General features: G+C 44.9%; 16 protein-coding genes. 3 read left to right on the top strand and 13 right to left on the bottom strand.

What is annotated here, in order from left to right:
- The first annotated feature begins 172 nt into the window (after positions 1-172).
- From FEF09_RS09475 to FEF09_RS09465, 3 genes are all read left to right on the top strand, one after another.
- Positions 173-1,495, top strand: coding sequence for a DUF1080 domain-containing protein (locus tag FEF09_RS09475; RefSeq protein ID WP_146304884.1), 1,323 nt, complete (start codon positions 173-175; stop codon positions 1,493-1,495).
- A 317-nt stretch (positions 1,496-1,812) separates the two neighbouring features.
- Positions 1,813-3,582, top strand: a complete 1,770-nt coding sequence (locus tag FEF09_RS09470) for a DUF885 domain-containing protein (RefSeq protein ID WP_146304883.1) — start codon at positions 1,813-1,815, stop codon at positions 3,580-3,582.
- 417 nt (positions 3,583-3,999) lie between these two features.
- Entirely contained in the window at positions 4,000-4,341 is a 342-nt protein-coding gene (locus FEF09_RS09465; protein WP_222596941.1) for an MmcQ/YjbR family DNA-binding protein, read from the top strand.
- A 142-nt stretch (positions 4,342-4,483) separates the two neighbouring features.
- Here FEF09_RS09465 and FEF09_RS09460 read toward each other — a convergent pair whose 3' ends face one another.
- The 13 genes from FEF09_RS09460 to FEF09_RS09400 all read right to left on the bottom strand — a co-directional run bounded on the left by FEF09_RS09460 (position 4,484) and on the right by FEF09_RS09400 (position 23,368).
- Entirely contained in the window at positions 4,484-6,880 is a 2,397-nt protein-coding gene (locus tag FEF09_RS09460) for an ABC transporter permease (protein WP_146304881.1), read from the bottom strand.
- A gap of 261 nt (positions 6,881-7,141) precedes the next feature.
- Positions 7,142-7,933, bottom strand: a complete 792-nt coding sequence (locus FEF09_RS09455; RefSeq protein ID WP_146304880.1) for a sulfite exporter TauE/SafE family protein — start codon at positions 7,931-7,933, stop codon at positions 7,142-7,144.
- Positions 7,934-8,243: 310 nt separating this feature from the next.
- On the bottom strand, positions 8,244-8,846 hold the full coding sequence (locus FEF09_RS09450) for a DUF6992 family protein (protein ID WP_146304879.1): 603 nt from the start codon (positions 8,844-8,846) through the stop codon (positions 8,244-8,246).
- 140 nt (positions 8,847-8,986) lie between these two features.
- Positions 8,987-10,357 (bottom strand): alkaline phosphatase family protein, encoded by a 1,371-nt coding sequence (locus FEF09_RS09445; RefSeq protein WP_146304878.1) that lies wholly within the window; start codon positions 10,355-10,357, stop codon positions 8,987-8,989.
- A gap of 33 nt (positions 10,358-10,390) precedes the next feature.
- Positions 10,391-11,614 carry a metabolite traffic protein EboE gene (eboE, locus tag FEF09_RS09440; RefSeq protein WP_146304877.1) on the bottom strand — a complete coding sequence of 408 codons (1,224 nt, stop codon included), beginning with the start codon at positions 11,612-11,614 and terminating at the stop codon, positions 10,391-10,393.
- Complete coding sequence (locus FEF09_RS09435) at positions 11,601-12,764, bottom strand: 3-dehydroquinate synthase (protein WP_146304876.1); 1,164 nt, start codon at positions 12,762-12,764, stop codon at positions 11,601-11,603. Before FEF09_RS09435 ends, eboE begins: the two co-directional genes overlap by 14 nt.
- Positions 12,765-12,864: 100 nt before the next feature.
- Complete coding sequence (gene eboC / locus FEF09_RS09430) at positions 12,865-13,725, bottom strand: UbiA-like protein EboC (RefSeq protein ID WP_146304875.1); 861 nt, start codon at positions 13,723-13,725, stop codon at positions 12,865-12,867.
- Between the two features lie 153 nt (positions 13,726-13,878).
- Positions 13,879-14,802, bottom strand: coding sequence for a TatD family hydrolase (locus FEF09_RS09425; protein WP_245552067.1), 924 nt, complete (start codon positions 14,800-14,802; stop codon positions 13,879-13,881).
- A 169-nt stretch (positions 14,803-14,971) separates the two neighbouring features.
- Positions 14,972-15,859 carry an EboA domain-containing protein gene (locus tag FEF09_RS09420; protein ID WP_146305007.1) on the bottom strand — a complete coding sequence of 296 codons (888 nt, stop codon included), beginning with the start codon at positions 15,857-15,859 and terminating at the stop codon, positions 14,972-14,974.
- 380 nt (positions 15,860-16,239) lie between these two features.
- Positions 16,240-17,931, bottom strand: coding sequence for a ribosomal protein L7/L12 (locus FEF09_RS09415; protein WP_146304874.1), 1,692 nt, complete (start codon positions 17,929-17,931; stop codon positions 16,240-16,242).
- Positions 17,932-17,975: 44 nt separating this feature from the next.
- Positions 17,976-18,158 carry a hypothetical protein gene (locus tag FEF09_RS09410; protein ID WP_146304873.1) on the bottom strand — a complete coding sequence of 61 codons (183 nt, stop codon included), beginning with the start codon at positions 18,156-18,158 and terminating at the stop codon, positions 17,976-17,978.
- Positions 18,159-18,259: 101 nt separating this feature from the next.
- Positions 18,260-20,056, bottom strand: a complete 1,797-nt coding sequence (locus tag FEF09_RS09405; protein WP_146304872.1) for a RagB/SusD family nutrient uptake outer membrane protein — start codon at positions 20,054-20,056, stop codon at positions 18,260-18,262.
- Positions 20,057-20,113: 57 nt separating this feature from the next.
- Positions 20,114-23,368, bottom strand: a complete 3,255-nt coding sequence (locus FEF09_RS09400) for a SusC/RagA family TonB-linked outer membrane protein (protein ID WP_146304871.1) — start codon at positions 23,366-23,368, stop codon at positions 20,114-20,116.
- Positions 23,369-23,442: the final 74 nt, after the last annotated feature.

Below are 23,442 nucleotides of genomic sequence, written 5' to 3'. Positions count from 1 at the left end.
TAAATTGCAAACGATTGCATAAAATCAACATCAAATAATACCGCTTATCATAAAAAACGTGCAATCGGTTGAATAAATAATTATCATTAATTACTTTTAAGAGTACTTTAGGTCTATGGTTATGAAAAACACGTTATTAGTATGCAGCGCCATGCTCATAAGCAGCTTCGCTATGGCCCAGAAGAAGGCAGAATGGCATAATCTCTTCAATGGCAAGAATCTGGATGGCTGGAAAGAAGTAAACGGCACTGCCATCTATGATGCAAAAAACGGGATGATTACCGGTACGTCAGTAGCCGGCAGCCCGAATTCCTTCCTCGCAACTGAAAAAGACTACGGCGATTTTATCCTCGAACTGGAATTAAAGCTGGATGCTGCTATGAACTATGGTATACAGTTCCGTAGCGAGAGCAAACCTGACTACAACAATGGCCGTGTACATGGCTATCAGATGGAGGTGGATCCGAGTGACCGCGCGTGGAGCGGTGGTATTTATGACGAAGCCCGTCGTGGTTGGTTATATCCACTGGAGCTGAATGAGGCAGCGAAACCTGCATTCAAAAAAGAAGGCTGGAACAAGTATCGTATCGAGTGCCGTGGCGCGGAGATCCGCACCTGGGTGAACGGTGTACCATGTGCTCACCTGATCGATGATATGACCCTGAAAGGTTTCATCGCATTACAGGTACATCAGATCTATAAAGAAGACGACAAGGGTAAACAGATTCACTGGCGCAATATCCGCATCATGGAGAATCCGGCCCCTTCCCAATACTCTCCTTACGACAAGATATTTGTTGTAAATAACCAGCCAAACAATGTTTCTCCACAGGAAAAGAAGAATGGCTTTACACTGCTTTGGGATGGTAAAACTTCTGAGGGCTGGCGCAGGGTGAATCAGGATAAGTTTCCTGCTACCGGCTGGTCACTGGAAAACGGTGAGCTTACGATCCATCAGTCCAATGGCGACGAAATGGGTTCCGGCGGAGATATCGTTACGACCAAAGAATACGGTGCATTTGAACTGGAATTTGACTTCAAACTCAGTGAAGGCGCTAACAGCGGGGTAAAATACTTTGTAAAGGAAGACTATGATACCAAGGGGAAATCAGCTATTGGTCTTGAGTACCAGGTACTTGATGACGAGCGTCATCCGGATGCCAAGCTTGGCCGCGATGGAAACAGGACTTTGTCCTCCCTGTACGACCTGATGACCCGTAAAAATACGGATTTGAATAAAGCCGCTATAAAGAAGATTGGAGAATGGAATAAAGGGCGTATAATTGTATTTCCCAACAATCATGTTGAACATTGGTTGAATGGCTTCAAAATGTTAGAGTACGAAAGGGGTTCCAAAGAATTTAAAGACCTGGTTGCGATCAGTAAGTACAAAAATTGGAATAACTTTGGACTATGGCCAGAGGGACACATCTTATTGCAGGACCACGGCAATACAGTGTCATTTCGTAGCATAAAAATCAAAAATTTAAGATAGGTTAACAGTTTCACTTTGTTAATTAAACTAATTTTGCATTCGTTTGCTGGGCTAACCAGTTAAACGGGTTGATAGAAAACGGTTCCGCGTCCCAGGCTTTGTGCAGCAGATCTAGCACGGAATCAATTACTTGCCTTTACTATATGCTTATAATAACGGCATTATCAACCGATGAAAGAGTTTTCATTGTTCACTGTTCTATATAAAACATTCCGATTCTTCGGAGTGTTTTTTTTATGTTTATTCTATCCTGAAGCGTTTTATGTATAGCTGACCTGCTATGCCGCACATATCTCAACAACATCTAATCGTTCAACATGCCCAAGAAAAATCACGCCCTCCTGCTGGCTTTAACAGTGTTTGCTGCTGCCTGCTCAGGACCAGACAAAAAGCCCGGAACAGGCACCAGTACTACGGATTCCCTCCACCAGCTTGTTCAGCACTATTATGATGAAAAGATGGAGTTTTTCCCCATGGAGGCTACCATGAACGGAGAACACCAGTTTGATGGCCTCCTGCAGATCGATATCAGCGATCGTTTCCGTTCCAGACTGGATAGCTTTTACACACATTATCAGACAGCCTTGCAAAGTGTAGATACAGCTGCGCTGAATGAAAACGACCTTATCAGCTACTCCATGCTGCAGAGAGAAGTGTCCATAGGTAAGGAAGGTCTCCGCTATCCGGACAACCTGATGCCCATTCAGCAGTTCTGGGGACTTACACTTACCCTACCACAATTCGGTTCCGGTACAAGCGCACAGCCGTTTAAGAACAAAGCAGATTATGAAAAGTTCATTCAACGAATGAAAAGCTTTGCCGAATGGAGTGATACAGCAATAGCAAACATGCGTCGTGGTATGTCTCTTGGATATGTTATACCAAAGGCATTGGCAGTGAAGGTCGTTCCTCAGCTGGCTGACCTTTCAAAGAAAGATACTACCAACGTATTCTATACACCGTTACGACTGCTTCCTGCAGATCTTGATACTGCGGAACAGCGTTCGCTTCGTACAGCCTATACCGCAGCGATAGAACAGTATGCGTTACCTGCTTACAGCAGATTACATGAATTCTTCGTCAAAGAATACATCCCCAGAACCCGTACTTCCAGTGGCATCGATGCTTTACCGCAAGGTAAAGACTGGTATGGTTATCTGATCAGATACTGGACCACTACCGACCTTACACCTGATGAGATCTTTGCAACCGGTGAACGTGAAGTGGCGCGTATCAGAAGGGAGATGGATTCAGTGAAAAACAGCACTGGTTTTACTGGTGATCTGCCGGCCTTTTTCAACTTCATCCGTACAGATAAACAGTTTAAGATATTCACTACTCCTTCTCAGATATTGGATACATTCAGAGGAATAGAACAGAAGATCATGCCGTCTGTAAAAGAAATGTATGGTCATCTGCCTAAAACCAAATTTGAAGTGCGTCAGACGGAAGCATTCCGTGCCGCTTCTGCCAGTGCGGAATATATGCCAGGCGCTGCTGATGGCAGCCGTCCGGGAGTTTTCTATGTACCCATTCTGGAGGCTAAAACATTCAACTATACCGGTATGGAATGCCTCTTCCTGCATGAAGCCATTCCGGGGCACCATTTCCAGACTTCCATCCAGCAGGAGAATGACTCCCTGCCCAAATTCCGTCGCTTTACCTGGATCGGTTCTTATGGTGAAGGATATGCGCTGTATTGCGAAGGTTTAGGCAAAGAACTGGGGCTTTATACCAATCCTTACAGTTATTTTGGTCACTTGTCCGATGAGATACACCGTGCTATCCGCCTTGTAGTGGATGTGGGTTTGCATGCAAAAGGATGGACCCGTGAACAGGCGATTAAATACATGATGGAAAATGAACCATTGAATGAACAGGATGCAGTGGCAGAGATTGAAAGATATATGGCAATACCGGGTCAGGCATTGTCGTATAAAATCGGCGAACTGAAGATCAGGGAATTACGCAACAATTACAGTCAGACTACTGGTTTTAGTATTAAAGACTTTCATGATGAATTGTTAAAAGATGGCTGTGTGCCGTTAAGCGTACTCGAGGAAAAAATGGCCAGAAGATTCAAGTAATCCAGGAGCCTGCGATAATATAGTCCATAGGTGATAATCACTAACTTATAGTAGTTTTTTAAACTATGAGCATTTTGGTGCTTATGACCTGTGGACTACTCATTTATAGACTTGTCTGAATCAGTTATTAACAAAAAATATACATTCTGCTTTGGGAAAAGATACTTAAATTTATAGTGGGAATATTATTTAGAGTCAGGGAAACCTTTAAAGGTTCTAGGTTGGTTACTAATCAGCTGTACACAACTAATAAGACAACATATCCGGAACAGACCTCATGTCTGGCAAATAGCTGGAGTAAGAAGACAACTCAACAAACCTTTTACCATTACTTGTTGTTTCTTTTTTTCGATTGAGCTTTTATATTTTCCACTCAACGATTTTTTAAACTTTTAAGCTGCCAGTATTATGTTTGACATGACCCTTAATTACTGTCTCGCATTTCCTGCCGTAACACAGGAAGAGAAATGGGACGAAGATCTGCGGTTCTCTGTGGGAGAAAAGCTCTTTTGCATGATCAGCAAATCTGCTCCGCATCAGATTTCTTTAAAATGCCGGCTGGAGGATTTTCACCGTCTGATCTCACAACCTGACATCGTGCCTGCGCCTTATCTGGCACGTTATCACTGGGTACAGATCAAAGCCCTTGACACCTTACCAGTCCCTTTATTGCAGTCATTGTTACAGAATGCGTATGATCTTGTGGTGAGCACTCTTCCTCCGGAAGAGCGGGCACAAATACTCAAAGAAAGAGTATAGTTTTCAGGTGATGCATTGGTGCTGTTGATAGACCCGAAGTTCTGCGTATAGCGCCTGGCAGCGCCTAAGAAAGATAATAAAGGAAGAGAGGCGATAGCACTGCTGTCACCTCTCTTCCCGTTTTATGAAAAGGATGTACCTGTTATTCAGTTCGTAAACTCTTCACCGGATCAGCCAGAGCAGCCTTTATCGCAGAATGACCTACTGTCAGCCATGCAATAACAAGGGAGAACAGTAAAGTGATTACAAAAACGCCTGCACCGATCTCCATCCGGAAACTAAACTGCTGCAACCAGTCATTCATAAAATACCACGCCAGCGGCGTTGCAATAACAAAAGCTAGTGTAATCAGCAAAGTAAACTCTCTTGACATCAACATCACAATCGTAAGCACATCTGCACCCAATACTTTTCTGATGCCTATCTCTTTTTTGCGGCGCAATGCCATAAAAGAGATCAAACCATATAATCCCAGACAGGAGATGAAAATAGCAATGCCAGCGAAGATCTTAAACAGTTGCGCTAACTGGTTTTCCTGTTTATAATAGCCGGCCAGCGTCTGGTCCATAAAACTGTATTTAAAAATGTAATCGGGATAGTATTTGTTCCACAATGTTTCAAGAGCGGCGATTGTTGTTTTTGCCTTACCGGGTTCAATCCTGATATTCGCTGTTTTGTAAATACGCTTTACAGTTGTCATCACAACAGGATCGATAGGATCACGTAAGGACTTCACATGAAAATCCTTTACTACGCCTACAATCGGTAAGGTTTTATTCATGACGGTAATGGGTTGTCCGATGGCGGCTTCCGGACTGGCAAAACCGGCTTTCTTCACAAGGGTTTCATTCACTACAAATTCTCTTACTGTATCTGCATCATAGTAAACCCTGCCTGCGAGCAACTGCATCTTATAAATATTGAAGTAGTTAGTATCTGCGGGTTTCATGTTCACAATCAGGTCTGCTTTATCCGTATGATTGCTGCCCAACTTAAAATCTGTTGCCCAGAAATCTTCTCCGGCAGGCGCAAACAGACTAAAACTCACATCTCTGACACCTTGTTGACGCATCAACTCATCCCGCAAGTAATCGAATCTGGAGCGGCTGACACTATCATGCGGAAATTCTGCTGTGATTATGGCCTCTTTGTTAAAGCCCATATCGGCATTGCGGAAATAGTTGGTTTGTGCAATCACGATCAACGTACCGATAATGAGTATCTGTGCAATGACAAACTGGAATGTTACCAACCCTCTCCGCAGGTGTAGTCCCCGTGGATTTTCTGCATTTAAACGGCTTTTAAGCGCGTTCATCGGATTAAAGCCCGATAGTACCAATGCCGGATAAAACCCGGCTGATACGGTCACAATAGCCCATAAAAACAGGATAAATAAAACAGCCGGAATGACAGGTAATACAGATAAGGAGATTTTCATCTCTAACAATTTATTTAATGCCGGCAGTAATGCGATCGCCAGTATCAATGCGCCGGTCATGGCAAGGAGGCAGGATAAGCCGGTCTCTCCAAGGAACTGCAGCAACAGTTGTTGTCTGTTACTGCCCAACACTTTTCGTACCCCTACTTCGCGTGCCCGGTTAATGGCATTGGCGGTAGATAAATTGACGAAATTGACACAGGCGATTATCAGCAGAAATATACCTGTCAGGTGTAGTGCGTTGATCAGCTCTTTGCTGAAAACGCGGCCGCTGAAGGTTTCAAAACGTTTATCTGTATGTATGTCTTTCAGGGGTTGTAGTAATAGCTTATATCCGGCATGTGAAGGAGGAATATGTTTCGCGATAAAACCCGGCAGGAGGCTGCTCAGCTGATCGGCGGTATAGCCCTCTTTGGCCATTACCATAACATAGTTGTTAGAAATACCTACCCAGTCATTCATCCCCACCCCCATTGGTTTCAATGTAGCATAGGATATCACTATACCTAAAGCAAAATCGGTATTATCCGGTGGGTTTTCCATCACACCGGTGATCCGGATATATCGTCCATATGCGCGGATCATTTTACCGGTCGCCTGCTGCCAGTCACCAAAGTACCTGTTGGCCACCTCTCTTGACAGCAATGCGGTATTTTGTTCCTGTATACCCGTGACTGCATTACCGGCGAGCATCTTAAAATCAAACATTTCAAAGAAGGAAGGCTCTGCAAAAAAGACACCTGTTGCTTCGCTGAATTTCTTGACCGCCACATCATCCTTGCCCGGTATAATTACCTGTACATTTTTATCTCCGTAGATACCTGCTACCTTTTCCAGTTGCGGATAATCTGTCCGTAATCCTTCTGCGAAAGGGAATGGTGCCCCCGTACCAAAACCATTTCCACTCAGATCGGCCCTTACAAGCCGATAGATCCTGTCTTTCTTTGTATGAAAGTTATCATACTCCTTTACATACTGTACAACGATAGAAATAAGCAGAAAGGCACCAAAACCGACCAGCAGACCAGTGATATTCACGAGGAAATGGCGTTTGTTACGCAGTAGATTTCGGAAGGCAGTTTTCAGGTAACTATGCAGCATAGAGGAACTTTGAACATCTTATTATCTAGTTCAATGCCATATTATATAATAATGGAAAATAATAAAATATGATTGAATAGTAATTATTATCTGTCCGGTTTCGGTACAATGACTGTCCGTCTGGGGGCAGTGAATAAAAAAGACCGCTCATTATCTGAGACGGTCTTTTTTTCTTTTAACATTGCTCAGCAGGCAATGGAATAGTCATGACATCCTAACACTAAAATAAAATCATAAAAGTGCGCATTGCGCAAGCCTTGTTTACTTACACACGGTATAAATAATATCATATACACCGAATAAGATCAGCGTACATGCGAACAATTTTTCCAGTAAGGGAGACTTCATCTTTACGGCGGTTTTAGCGCCCAGATAAGAAGAAGGTATGGCAGTCAGCGACAATACCAGTGCGATATTCCAGTCGATATGTCCCAGCCACCAGTGGGCCAGTGCGCCGGGTATGGATAGCAATGCTGATAATACGATAGAACAGGCAAGTGCCTGTTTGATGGGCATATGCAGTTTCTTGATGAAGAAAGAACTGAATAATACACCACCGGCATTCGCCAGCAAACCGGATAATAATCCAATACCCAGTGAAGCCAGCACAATCATCTTCTGATTTCCTTCTGCCGCATCTTCAACAACAGGCGTTTCTTCTACATTCTTCTTTCTAAGGAATGAAAATAACAGAGAACCACCGATAGATACAATGAACAATGCAGTCAGTATCATTAATGTTTTACCCGGCAGAAATTTGCTCAGAAAAGAACCTGCGAGTGTTGCAGGCACACCGAACAATGCACCTGTCAGTATTACTTTACGGTTGAATAATTTTTGACGGCTGTAAACAGTTGTAGCTGATATTGTGCTGGTGATCGCTGCCGGTAACGGTGATGCCAATGCATAAAATGGATTGATACCTGCAAAAATCTGCAGGGCTGGCGTACTGATTGCGCTACCTCCTTTGCCCAATAAACCGGACAGGTAGCCTACGATAAGCCCAATAACCAAAACGACCAGATAATCGGTCTGTTGTAATAATGTGAACATAAAACTTCCTTCAGCAAACAGGCCTGGTGTAAAGGCGAAGCTGGCTTAACTAATGATGGTTGGTAAGAGTGAAATTACAGGTATCCTTTTCTGTTACATCGATGTTTTAAGTGGAAGGACAACCCAAAAGTACAGTGCTGTTGCGGGTTGAACAAAATTTCAGATAGCGGCAGGTCATTACTAAAAGTTATAGAGGATAACCATAAGTAATAATTTTGACAGCAGCGGCCCGGACGGGGCTATAACCTATTTAGCCTACTAAATCTATGATTTGAATAAAATCACTATAAAAAGCTCAGATCAGACTTTTTTACCATTGATACACCATACCGATACCTCCGGGAGCTACTGTCAACTGCAGTTCGTTAAAATGCTGAAACAGTCCTTTACCATGACCATGATGCACCATGAAATTCACTCCGTCAAACAATAACAGGAACGCCCCCTGAAAAATGAGTGAATTGCCATATCCCTTCCAGCGGTCATGTCCTGTTCCGTACAGTTTGGTCTTTCCATGCTCCCGCATATACAATCCGCCGGCCATGTACGCCAGGTCCAGCGCGCCATTCACCATAAATATCTTTTCAATTTTATGTTGTTCGTTTATACTTCCCTGCCAGTTATACTTACCGGGATCCAGTCTGCGGTTACCCAGATAACTGGCAGTAGCAATCCCAAGATTGACTACTCCCCAGATGGCATTCATCTGGTGAAAATATTTCGCTTCACCATGAGCGGTACTGTTGCCAATCAGACCGGCAGCGAGGTTGGCTGTTCCCCAGCTTCCCAATACCAGCATTGCTGTTTTGGTGTTATTGATGCGTTCTTTATTGAAAGTGCGTAAGAAGGAGCTATCCTGTGCATTGGCAGCGAGCGTAGCAGTCAGCAGGAGGAGAAAAAGGAATTGTTTCATGGGGTACGTTTTTCGTATATACGAGAGAATCAGGAATTGGTAGCAAAGATCTGCCTTCAGATCAGATAGTCAGCAATAAAAAGAGTCGCTCCGTTGGGCCGAAGCGACTCTTTTCTTATTCACATGGAAAAAATCAATGTTTAATTTCTGGTCAGTGACTTCCATATCACCCCATAAACATCCGTAGCAGCCAATTCCTGCCCCTCACTTACCTGATTGGATATCAGTACAGGGTGGAAGGACTTATCTTCAGAAATACGCCCATGAGAGCCTTTTATGAGGGTGGCATCCAGTGGTATCACATTCATGAGATAACGGAAGCCCAGTTTTTTCTTCAGTAACTTAAATCCAGCCTTCAGTTTGATGAACGGATCTGCGGGATTCATGAACATTTCCACAGGATCATAACCGGGTTTACGGTGGATATCTACCAGTCGTGCGAAATCAGGTGCTTTTGCGTCGTCCAGCCAGTAGTAGTATGTGAACCAGCTTTTGGCGTCGGCCACCAGCACAAATTCGCCACTACGGCTATGATGCATTTTATGCTGGCGTTTGCCTTCCCTGTCCAGTACCAGTTCTACACCCGGTGTGTTTTCGACGATGCTGCGTACTTTCTTGTACACAGATGGATCATTTATATATACGTGTGCTATCTGGTGGTCTGCCACTACAAATGCTTTGGACGCACCCGGATCCAGCAGTTCCAGTCCTCTTTCCTCTCTCACCGCGATCAGTCCTTCCTCACGGAAACGACGGTTCAGGTGGATAGGGTTATTCACATTCGTGATACCATACTCCGAAAGGATGATGACTTCACTACCTTTTTTCTCATAAAACTCAACCAGCTGCTTACACACCGTATCGACTTCACCCAGCTCTTTACTGATACGGGAGAAATCCTGACCGAATTTCTGCAGACAGTAATCCAGGTGAGGCAGATAGATCAGTGTCAGAGTCGGATCATACAGGTTATCTGTTACGATAGAAGCATCTGCGATCCATTGGGTAGAGCGGATGTTAGCACCCGGTCCCCAGAACTGGAATAAGGGGAAAGTACCCAGCTCCTTCTGCAGATGATCGCGCAGGGAGGCAGGGTGTGCATAACAGTCGGGCGCCTTACGGCCGTCTGACAAATATTGCGGACGGGGAGTGACGGAATAATCGGCGGTAGAATACATGTTATACCACCAGAACATCTTTGAGCAGGTAAAGGAAGGATCGAGACGTTTGGCTTTATCCCAGATTTTGGGAGCTTCCACCAATTTGTTGGATTGCTTCCAGAATTTCACCTCACTGTCCTGCCTGTCATACCATCCATTGCCGACAATACCGTGTTCTGCCGGCCATTGTCCGGTTACATAAGTACTTTGTACGGCTGTAGTAACAGCCGGTACCATTGGCTTAATGGTGGATAAATGCTGTTTCTTCACATATTCCTGCAGGAAGGGCGTGTGTGCACCTATGAGGGAGGAGGATAAACCTACTACGTCAATTACTACTGTTTTTTTCATGTGGCGCCATTAGGATATGGGTTCAAAACTATATTACAGGGCTGGTAATTCCAACTGCTGCAATACCCAGAGCAGTTCCCTTGATACGGACCTGTCCATGGGTAATTTCAGTTCAGCCGGTAATACATCCCATGTATACGTTTCAACTTCCAGGTGTTGTGTAAATGGTTGTTTCCGTTGTAATTGTAATACATTCTCTATATCTGACCGGGTAGATGACAATACACCGTAACTATCAACGAACACCGGTACATGGAAATGTGAACGCCATTCCTTTACCGCAGGATTAGCTGCGTCTTCCAGCGCCTGTGGCAGGTCAGGATAATGCAGGAAACCATCTGCTTTACGGGCAATCACCTGATGCAGATAAGTCGGTTCATTAAACTCTCTGAAGGCATTGATCACCTGCTCACGTGCCGTTGCCTCTGCCGGCAACAATGCTTTCAATGCAGCGCTGATCTGCAGCTTACCGACTTTCAGTCCGTGCTGCTGCAGTTGCTTTAACACATCTTCTGCGGATTCATATACCAGTGCGAAGTGACATACGTCATAACACAGCTGCACATGTGTTTTTATAGCAGTAGCTGCTTCTTCAGCACTCATACCAAATTTATCTTCAAGAGAAGGAATGCCTAAAGGCAACAGGTAATGCAGGTACCAGTCAAGGAACTCCTGCGTATTTTCCATCATGCCATCCGGTTCCGGCTCTACATCAAGATGCATGGAAGGACCGCCGCTACGTTTTATACGTACCAGCTGCTCTACTATCTGCAGTATATGCAATGTAGTAGTTTCCATTATTGCTTCTTTTTCTGACTCGCAGCGTACATGCCACAACTTATAGGAAAGCGGGGCTGTGGAAATACCACCTTCGATTCCTTCAGGTAAGAGGGATGCCAGCAGCCGGAATAAGCGGCTGGTATAAAACACACGCTCGGAGCTTGTCCAGTCGGGCGTATGTACATGATCTTTTACAACTGTATGGTGAAAACCTCCGTACGGAAAGCCATTCATGGTAAACACATAACAATCCTGTTCTTTCAGCCACGCTTTGAATTCCTCCAAAGCGGCTTCTTTACTAAGCTCCAGACTGGCTGTATTAGACAGGCGCAGACCGATACCAAAAGGTTTATCAGGTGATACTTCTTTCTTAACCGCGGGTACATACTGTTTGAGTTGTGCAAAGTGTGCGCTCCAGTTTTCTCCGGGATGAATATTCGTACAATAGGTTAAATAAGAATGATCAGATACTTGCATGATTTACTTTTAAATGCTGTACAGCTTCGTTCAGTAACATTTCATCTATCACGTGTACTTCTGCGCCTACACCGATTGCCTTTAACAGGCAGATCGTCAGCCGGCCGCCCAGATGCTCCCGGAATTCCTGTAATCCTTTGACAACAGGTGATGGTTTGCCATCTTTCATTTCCAGCAGTTCGTGATAAACCGGTAACTGTAGTTTTATCAGCAGATTCACAATCCTTTCTGCTGCTGCTGTACTGATCCAGCCTAACAGAGAGGAGTAAACGCTATCTACTGCAATACCGATTGATACTGCTTCACCATGACGTAAAGCAAAGTCAGTCAGTTGTTCCAGTTTATGTGCGCTCCAGTGACCGAAGTCCAGCGGACGGGAAGAACCGCTTTCAAAAGGATCGCCGCTGCCGCCGATATGTGCCATATGCAGGGCTGCACATCTATATACCAGTTCCTGCATGACTGTCAGGTCATTATTAACCAGAGCAGCCGCATTTTCTTCCAGCCATTCGAAGAAAGAAGCGTCTTTTATCAACGCTACTTTTACAGCTTCAGATATACCGGACAGCCAGTCTCTTGCCGGCAGTGTAGTCAGAAAATGTGCGTCGTTGAATACAGCTGCGGGTGGTGCAAACGTACCGAGGAAGTTTTTCTTTCCTTTGTAGTTGATACCATTTTTCACACCTACACCTGAATCGTTCTGTGACAGTACAGTTGTTGGTATACGGATATGGCGCACGCCTCTGTGAGAGACTGCCGCTACCATACCTACCATGTCAAGTACAGCGCCACCACCGATAGCCACTACAAAAGAGTGACGATCTATGGCCTGTGTGTCTACCAGGTCTACCAGACGGTAAAAAAGCTCCTGGTCATTTTTACAGGATTCTCCTCCTGGCACAATTTCAATCTCTCCTGCAAGCTTAAAACCTTCTATCTGTTGTAAATAAGTTGTTATTTCTGTTGCAAGCGCCGGATGGGCTTTTGCTACGCCGTCATCGACAATGAAAAGCAGTTTCTTGGTTAGTCCGGGCGTAGTCTGCGAAATCAGGTAATTCCTGAACTCCGCGTTGGCTGGATTAAAAAGGTACCGGGTAAAGAAAACCTTAAAAGAATAATCTACACTAAAAGTCTGTTGAATAAACTCCATGGATATCGCTCTGGTGTTTCGTTTAATAATCGTCCTAGCGGCCGTTAATGTACAAAATTTAATTGCTATTGACGAATTACGAATGACGAGCGGATTGAGATCAGGTCACTGCAAACGCTCTCGCCATCAGTAATGACAATGGCAGAAGGATCAGTACGAGCAATGCGTGAGGCAGCGTGGAGAATGCGGCTACCCAGGCGGCGTTCATGGCGACCAGCGCTATGATACCTCCTTTTACAGCCTTTCCTATATTGGGACCAGATGGGTCTTTAATGGCATTGAATAGTGGCAGATTGATCATGATAGCGAATAACAGGATAAATGGTATCGCAATCACAATATGTCCGTTCATTGCTGCCAACGCCAGCATGGTACCGTATACGAGTGCATAACAGAAAGCTGTGATGCGCAGAGTACGGGTATTTCCACCATGCACTTCCCCACGACTAATAGCGGTCACAGCAGCGATGTATAATACAGGTATCAGTCCAATCCACCAATACTTATTTAAGGCAGACACAACCATACTGATTCCCATCAGCAGGTTTAATCCGCGGCAAAGTCCCATATTGATCGGGCCCCATGCGCGGTGTTTACCCCACTTGTCATATACCAGTGCAGACAACGCAATACCCAGTGCCAGGTAACCGGTGATACGACCGACTGTAAAAGCGGCCAATATACCTACCAGCAACAGGTAACTACCCAATACGATGGCCTGCGTCAGCGAAATCACACCACTTGGGATAGGACGCTCGGGGCGTTCCACCTTATCCAGTTCAGCATCCATCACATCGTTAAATACCACTCCTCCACCGTACAATCCGATTGTTGCCAGGCACATACATACGACTGGCAACAAATGATCCAGATAACTGGATACTTCAGAACCCAGAAAGCCGGAAATAGCTACGCCAGCCAATATATCTGCTACTGCAGTTACTATGTTGGCGGGTCGCATTAAACGTAAATATCCTAATAACTTGCCTATAATATAATTCACCGGGCTCGGGTTTTCAACAAGCAGACAATACAAATGACCGATCGTGCAGCAATGCAGCAAGCAGCTGCAATCTACATGTACCGGGCATTGGCATTACCGACTTGTAACTGTTTATCTGATAATATTAGACTGTTTATCTATTCTAGGCTGCTGACCACCTCGCAGCACAGTACTTCCATTAAACTTCAGACTTTGATCTACATTTTTTACGGTATCAAAATCAGCCATGTCCATCTGACCACTTTGAGCAAAAGCAGCTACAGCATTGCCGAAAGTTACCAAATGAATATCATTCAAGTCAATACCACTTTCGTGCATGAGGGCCGCGGTTTTAGGTACAGCCAATGGGTCGCTGATCCCCCAATCGGCAGCAGAATTGACCATTATGCGTTCACTACCATACTGTTTTACGATTTCCACCATACGTTCATTACCCATTTTAGTAAATGGATAAATAGTGAAAGCAGCCCAGAAACCACGGTCAAGTACTTCTTTTACAGTCTCTTCGTTGTTGTGGTCAACGATGATCATATGCGGATCCAGTCCGTGTTCCAGCGCAATATCCATACTACGCTGTGTCCCTTTTTTCTTGTCCCGGTGCGGGGTATGTATCTGAACAGGTAGCCCTGCTTCTTTCGCCAGTTCCAGTTGTGCGCGATAGTATTTTTCTTCTGCAGCGGTCTGATCGTCAAAGCCGATCTCACCAACACCTACTACGCCTTCCTTGTAAATAAAGGATGGTAATATTTCCATTACAGCCTCGGCCAGTCTTTCGTTATTGGCTTCTTTTGAATTCAGACCGATTGTGCAATAATGCTTTATACCAAATTGTGAAGAGCGGAAACGCTCCCAGCCGATCAGGCTGTTAAAATAATCTCTGAATGTATCTACTCCCGTACGTGGTTGTCCCAGCCAGAATGCCGGTTCAATGATGGCTACTACACCTGCATCCGCCAATGCCTGATAATCATCTGTTGTGCGGGAGGTCATGTGTATGTGTGGATCAAAAAAACGCATTCCTTTAATGCGTTCCATATAGGAGGAAGATGTTGTAATAGGTTGAAATTCTTTACCTGTTAACTCATGACTGCAACACATGTCTTTTACTATTTATTTGAGACCTGTAAATGAACAACCTGCTACTGCGGGCTGAGATTTCCGTTTCGCAAGTTAAGATTATATACACTGAAGGTGTGATACACGTTTATGCTATTCGTGCGGCAACGCTATCCCATGTAAGGCGATTACCGGCAATTTCTTCTTTTAGTGTCGCTGATTGCTCCAGCAATGCAAGTGCTGGTGCATATGTACTTGAAGCACAAGCTAAAGCAGCGGCTTCTTTCTCTACATTCACAGCTGAATTCCAGACACGTTGGATGTCTGCGAAATTGTCTGCAGTTATAAACGGCCCTACCAGGCGCCATAACAAAGGATGTACTTTCCTTCCGGCAGCCCATCTTTCGTGGGCATAGTCTGTTAAAATGGCTGCCAGTGACTGATTTGCTCTCTCGTCCAGTCCGGTAATAAGATGGATAGGTTTGTCAGTAAAAAACGCCTTCATTACCAGCTGATTCCATGCCGGCTCGTTCAGATGACGGGAAGGATAAACATTGTGTAACATGACAGCTTCCTGTACCGGACCAATATTGGAACGGATTCCTTCTGTTGTGCGGAATACCCATGCATCCGGCCATGCCAGCAATGGTAAGGCGCTATAGAGTGCCGCCTGCTCATTCATATCGGCGGCATCAAACAGTCCTTCGATCACTTTTACATAAGCATCTTTGTCATCAGCCGGCAATTGCAATAACCACCACAACCGCACTACTTTATCTAACGTAGAGCCCTGTATGAAAAATGGCGTGCCGTCTGACAATGCAATAAATGCCTGCTCCGTCTGCACCAGCTGCTTCCCGGCAAAACGCGGGATAGCTGTAAAAGTAAGATTGAAACGCTGTACGCTTACAGGTACCCCCAGTTTTTCCTGCTGCTGTTGTAGCCAGCCGAGTGCCTGCTCCGTACTGTTGTGCTTAATGATATCAAATAATAACGCTTCGGTTTTATTCCTGTCGTGGTAATACGCTTGTTCCATCACCCGGGCTAATTTATCTAGTGCTAAAGTTAGCAGATTAAGTATTAAAAAAAGTGAAAAACTGTGATGGATGGTGTAGTAAATAAAAGAGAGGCACCTTGTGCCTCTCCTTCCGCCATTCTAAAACCTGATCAGTTCAATCAGGAGTATCTTTATCAACAATAATTCTGCGGAAACTATTGTTTCATAAAATGCATTACTGATTACAGGGAAAATGAAATACTACACGTGGGCTAAACGTACCGTTTAAGCAGCATAGATTTAGATTTTTGCCTGACATTGCATATGCAATATAATAAATTATTTGTTACAACTGCAATCGAATGAGCAAAAAACTATCCTGTAGGGTACTATTTTTAAACTGAGGAAGCATAACAAACTCATTTTGAATTATTTCGGAGCAACACAAGGGGTGTGTTAACATTCCAGTCAGGCCTGAAACCGTCCTGAATAATGAAGCCTTTTGAGTAGTTTCCCAGCACAATATCCGGGTCTCCATCCTTGTCAAAATCACCCACATCCATACAAATCCAGCGCCCTGATTTTTTTAGTTCCGGCATCGTATGTGGCGTGAATTCCAGCGGCTTTTCCTGTTTGAAAAGTATAAATTTCTCTCCGGGATGATGCTTCAGATCGGCAAAGAATGCAATACTTGCAATATCAAGATCGCCATCTCCGTCAAAATCAGCAGCCACTGCCTTTGTACATCCGTTTACCGGGTAAAACCATTCTTTTTCGAAATGGAAGTCGCCTTTATTCAGGTATAGATACACACCATGGAATGGCTTCAGCTCCATGGAATAATCACCGTTATCACCGGAGGTATACAAAATGTCCGGCAAACCATCCTTGTTCATATCCACTACCTGAAAACTGGTAGAACCGTTTACCGGTGGGAAGCGTAACAATTGCTGCTGTTTAAAACCTCCCTTATGATCATTCAGGAACAACCAGATGCCCTCATCTGCATAAGCAAATAAGGTCATAATATCCGGCCAGCCATCTTTATCGAAATCAGCTACCACAGAATGAATAGCTCCGGGAACTTCCCATACCGGCAGCTTTTTATAATCGTCTTCTGCCGTTTGCTGCAGCACATACAATCCACCGTAATCATGTCCGAATCCGCATACCAGATAGTCCATACGGCCATCTTTGTTAAAGTCAGCTCCAATACTCTGTACCGGACGAGGCAGCCCCATACCAATCGTCTTTACCTGCTCCGCCTCTGGTCTGGAAGGATGTATCTCCCACAACATGCCTTGTGCCACATCCACCGCCCGCAGATTCCCGATACAGGTCAACAGTCCGGTATCTGCGGACTGCCAGTTGAGGTCTACTGCTGCTGATTGTAGTTTTATGGCGGTCTGACTATGTAACAATGAGTCCCATCTGAACAGGCTGCCAGTGTGCTCGGAAGAAGAATATAGCTCCCCGGTAAAAGGATTGATATTCACCATCGTGGTAGTCGCCATTACGATTCCCTTCAGATTCCTGATCTCCACTTTGGCGCCTATTGCTTCTAAACGGGCTTTTATCGCTTGTGCAGCTTCCCTCGTAATACCACTTTTAACCACATTTGGGACACCATCCACCAGCCGCTTACTATCTACCAGCCCCAGCTCCGTTTCGGCCTTTATCTGCTTTACCAGCGTTATTTTATCAGGTCCTGTCTCCGTCAGCACCACCTCACTCGGCGATCCTTCCGCTCCGGCTTCCTGTATATCAAACAGTTTCAGATCTTCCGCCAATGGTTGTGGTGCTTTGGCTGCTTCCAGCCTTCGGGGAGCCAATGCTTCATAATAGGCTACGATAGCATTCCAGTCCTCAATACTGATATTAACGCCTTTTCCGGGTTTTACATAATATCCATTACCCTGCCAGACACCGATACCCAGTTTGGGCGCCATGGCGGGTAACACATGTTGTGTCCATGTGGCCTTGTCCAGCATTGCAGGAGCTACCGGCAGGTGACAACTGCCGCAATATTTTTCAGAAAGAAGTTTGCCTTTGTCCTGTTGGGAAAGTGTACAGGAGGATAGTGCGAGGATTAAAGGGAGTAGTCGTTTCAAGTGTGGAAGTATTCTGGTATATCTGAAAAAAGTTGGTATCTGTATTATGCTGATTTTTTCAATGGCTCTCGCACAGGCACTCTTTTCACATTACCATATTCATCACCTGGCACAAGTCCCCTATCTTTTACAGCCGCTTCCTCAATAAGTTTTCTGATGGCGATTTTCATGCCTTCTATCATTTTTTCTGATAGTTGATTGATAGAACGTTCTGACTGTATGTCCATAAAGTGAGCAACATTGACCTGAAAGATTACACAATATACAAAAGAAAAGGCCCTGTTACCAGGGCCCTTCCATTTTCCTCTTCGAATAAAAGTATAAACTCTTAGTATCCTGTATTCTGTTCCAGGGTCTTCGTACCACCTTTCATACTCAGGTCAATCTGACGCTGAGGAACAGGATAATACTCATTACGTGGCGCTACGAATTTAGCTCCTCCCAGGTCAGTTGTGATCTTGGATTCATACGCAAAGAATTTAGTCATCTCTGCATTCGCAGTACCCCAGCGAACGATGTCGAAGTAACGCTGACCTTCCATAGCCAGTTCCAGCTTACGTTCAAAACGGATGGCTTTCAGTGCATACGCCTGACCTTGCGCCGCAAAACGACCAGCTGGATAATTAGCTACTACATAGTTTGCTGCCGGTGTAGTAGAGAAACCGCCCATCGGATTAGCGTCATTGACATATTTATACACGGCACTCTGTGGGTTTGCTGCTCTTGTACGTACCTGATTTACATAGGTCTGCGCTGCGTTCAGGTTGCCCAATTCAGCTTCTGTTTCAGCTGCCAGCAACAACACATCTGCATAACGAATCAACACCAGGTTGATCGCAGAACCAGGCGCCCAGGAGTTAGGATCTTTGTATTTGTCCTGGTTGTACTGCCAGTAAACATTCTTTTTTGGTGCATAAGGACCTGCATAATCCTGGTCACGCACCCAGCTACGGCCAGGATGATTACCCCAGTCCAGGAAAGGAATGCCACGACGGCCTACTGTCCAGTCAAGACGAGGATCTACTGGTGCTGTATCGGGTGTGAACGGTGCTGTAGACAATACTTTCATATCGCTCTTCAGCGGATGATCATTTGCATCATCCAGGTATGGCAGCCCTTCTGCATTGGTACGGTAAGAGTTAGCCAGGTCTTGTGTGGGTTGATAGAATCCGCAACAACCAAATGGGCTGTTGTAAGGGAAATTCAGCATTTCACCCTGATTACCATTAGAGATCTGACCGGAACCATTGTTTGCTGACATCTGGATCGCGAAAACAGACTCTGAGTTATTTTTGGTAGCTGCATCAAAGTTGTCTTCGAATCTGTTGGTCAGCGCATAACGATCGCCTTTAGCTGTAACACCCTGTGTGGTGATCAGGTCAAAAAGCGTCTTGGCATTAGTCCATTTTTTCTGGTATACATATGTCTTGGCCAGGTAAGCAGCCGCAGCCCATTTATTAGCGCGACCTATCTGAGACTGTGTAGGGGGAAGTGTTTCATAAGCAAACTGAAAATCCGCTTCGATCTTTGGCCAGATGTCTGCAGTGTTTGTTTGTTTATAGTCCACCAGCATCGTCTCATCCACCCATGGCACTTTATTAAACATTTTTTTCAGCTCAAAATAATAGTGACCACGCAGAAATTTACTTTCTGCTTCTACCTGCGATTTTTCGGATTCGGTCATATCAGTGACATTCGGCAATAATGACAAAATCACATTGGTACGAATTACACCATCAAACAACACTTTCCATTTTGTGTTGAAGAAACCGTTACTGGCATCAAACTGACCTGTGGCAATAAGGCTGATAGGCGGCTGGTCAGTCGCATCACTCCCCTTGTGCGCATCACCACCGGCAACGCTACCATAGATCCAGTTGCTTGGAGCAGCTTCCCATGGGCCACCGCCTCCGATCGCAGCAACATCCTGCTGCTGACCATCCAGGGCGGCATATGCGCCAATGAGCAATTCGCCTATACCAGCTTTGGTAGACACATCGGTATCCGTAAGAGAGCCTTGTGGAACACGCTCCAGAAAACTTTTGCTGCAGGCATCGAAGAACAGCCCTCCGGCTACTACGGCTGCAACAAGTATATATTTTGATTTCAAGAATTGTCTTTTCATTTTTTTTGTTTTAATATCCCAAATAGTTTAACCCTTCACGTTAATACATGGCCGATATTAAAAGCCAACATTAACGCCCACCAAAAACTGACGTTGGTTAGGATAAGCACCCTCATCCAGACCAAATGCCTGCGTAGAACCTGTGATCTCAGGATCAATACCAGTGTATTTGGTGATCGTGAAGAGGTTTGCAGCCTGTACATAGATGCGGAACTTTTCAATGCCTACACGGTTTAACAGTGTTCTCGGCAGTGTATAACCTAACATCATATTCTTTGCACGCAGATAAGAACCGTTCTCTACGAGGAATGAGTTAGGAACTGTATTGGTACTGAAAGAACCTTCGTTTTCCTGAATAGGAGCTTTCGCATTCTGATGGTCTGGTCTCCATGAGTCATACAGTGCAGTTTTGCTTTTTGCACCTGCAAAAGATGGATAGAAGTCAGTCCACCAGCGTACCTGGTTCCAGATCTGGTTACCCTGTGTACCATAGAAGAACGCAGTGAAATCAAAGTTTTTGTATTTCAGTTCGATGTTCAGACCATAGCTGAAGTCAGGGCTTGGGTTACCAAGGAAGGTACGGTCCGCCTCAGTGATGATGCCATCGCCGTTTGTATCCTGATAACGGAAGCGACCTACGCCGATACCGGTCTGATATACTGCATTTGGATTGTTAGTTGCTTTCTGTGCATTATCGTTTGCTGTCGCAACTTCCTGAGCAGAATTCCAGAAGCCGACAGTTTTATAACCATAGAAACTGGAGATCGGGTGATCTACCGCGTTACGGATGATAAAGTTACCATTGAAACGACGTGCTTCCAGATCGAAGTATGGTGCATCACCAGACACATTCACGATCTTGTTGGAATAGCTTGTAAACGTAGCACCTACTGTTAAAATCAGATCTTTTGTCAGATTGAGATTCACAAGGTTGATACCAAGATCAATACCCTGGTTCTTCATTTCCGCAATGTTCACATCAGGAGGTGTTGGCCGTCCGGCTGTTGCAGCCAGTTCAGGTTTGAACAACAGATCTTCCACGCGTTTCTGATAATAATCAGCGCTTATTTCCAGTTTACCTTTAAAGAGTGTCGCATCGATACCAATATTCATATTGATATTGTTTTCCCACTTCGCATTCGGGTTACCGATATAAGTCTGTAAGAATCCTGAGTTAATTGTATTGGAAGTTCCACCAATATCATAAAAAGAAGATCCCTTGTTGAGACCATATTGGGTAAATGCGTTCGAAGGAGTTACGTTGAGCTGGTTCCCCATGACACCATAACCACCTCTGAGCTTTAAATCGGAAATCCAGGACACCTGTTTCAGGAAAGCTTCCTGTGAAATACGCCAGCCTGCGCTGACTGCAGGGAACCAACCATAGCGGTAGTTGGCGCCGAATCTGCTGGAACCGTCGCGGCGAACAACTGCACCTAACAGGTATTTATCCATCAGGCTGTAATCTAATCTTCCAAACAGGGAGAAAAGTCCATCAGTACCAATAGTACTGCTATGGTTCATGGTGCCGGTACCGGATCCAAGGTTCGTAAAGTTAGGATCGAAGCTGAAGTAGTTCTGCGTAGTAGCTGTTGAAAAGCGGTCACGGTTATCATAAGCCTCTGTACCTACAACGACCTTGATATTATGGATCTTATTGATCGTCTGCGCATATGTCAATGCGTTAGTCCATGTATAATTGCGGCTGTTTCCGGCTGTTTCCGTGTATGAATTCACCTTGTTATTCTCTGCATTTTCGTATTCAGGATATGTGAATTCATGTGTATAACCTGAATAGATCTCTCCACCGAAGGTAGTACGGAAAGTAAAATATTTCAGGAAGTCCACTTCTCCATAAACGCTACCCAGTAAACGGTTAATCAGACCGCGGTTACTTCTTGTACGATCCTGTATTGCTACCGGATTACGGGCGTTACCCAGCTGCGCGCCATTTGTACTGAACGAACCGGCAAAATTTCCATTAATATCATGTACCGGAATGATCGGCTGCTCGCGGAAAGCCATACCAATACCGCTACCCTCTGTTAACGCATCAATACGTGGGTTATCCATCACGGAGAAAGCCATATTTTCCCCTATGCGTACATGTTTGCTTACATTGTAAAAGCTATTGGAACGGATAGAGTAACGTTTCAGATAAGTATTCAACAAAGTACCTTTCTGATCAAAGTAGTTGAACGACAGGAAATATGCTCCCTGATCGCCACCTCCACCAACAGATATATTATGGCTGGTGATATACGCCGGCTTAAATATTTCATGGAACCAGTCAGTACCCTGTTTATTAGCTCTGGTAATACGATAGAATTTATCCAGATCAGCAGGGGTTTTATAATTAGGATCAACGAAATATTTTGATGGATTTACGTTAGGATCACCTTCCATCAAACCACCTGGAGCGATGTAGTCAGGCAGTCTTGGGGTAGCGCCTGTACCATATAATCCATCGTTATAAACAACATTTGGATTAGTGTTTTTGAGTGCCATCCATTTCAGTTCTGCCATTTCCTGAGAACTGAGAATGTCCCACACATTGCCACCTTTAGGACGTTGTGTACCATAGTAACCATCATAAGTAACACGCACCTTACCATCGGTTTTACCGCGTTTAGTCGTAACGATCACAACACCGTTTGCCGCTCTTGCACCATAGATAGATGCAGATCCCGCATCTTTCAGTACCTGCATGGAAGCAACGTCATTGGGGTTCAGATCTGCAATGTTCTGCGTAGGTACTCCGTCAATAACGTATAACGGTGTATTGTTACCAAATGTGTTCACACCACGGATACGTACCTGCGGCTCCTGTCCCGGCTGACCAGAACCCAGTACAGTGATACCAGATACCTGGCCCTGTAACTGATTGCTCACCTGTGCTGTCGGCTGACGGCTGATCTGATCTACGTTTACAACAGATACAGCACCTGTCAGGTCTTTCTTTTTCTGAGTGGCGTAACCTGTTACAACCACCTCATCCAGAGAACCTACTTTTTCGGTGAGCACGATATTCACCGTGGTTGACTCTCCAAGTACGAACTCCTGTTGGGTATAACCCACAAATGAGAACACCAGTGTCTCACCTTTTTTGGCGGTAACGCTGAAGTTACCTGCAGGGTCAGTGGCCGTACCCTTACCTGAATTTTTAACTGCCACTGTTACTCCGGGCAAAGGGTTACCGGAAGCCTCGTCGGTGACTTTACCGGTAATTTTAGTCTGGGCGAATGCGGCGCTGGCAAATAATAACAACAACAACCAGCAACACGCAAAGGTGCGGTAGACATGTCTCTTCATAACGTGAAACGTTTTTTTTGGTTAATAAAAAGCCTGTTCGGGCCTGGAGACTGCTTTTCGTTGGCAGGTACAGG

Source organism: Chitinophaga pinensis (genome assembly GCF_007896845.1).
Lineage (GTDB): Bacteria > Bacteroidota > Bacteroidia > Chitinophagales > Chitinophagaceae > Chitinophaga > Chitinophaga pinensis_C.
Note: the sequence above shows the minus strand (reverse complement) of the source record. Positions and strands in the feature narration are given on the sequence as shown.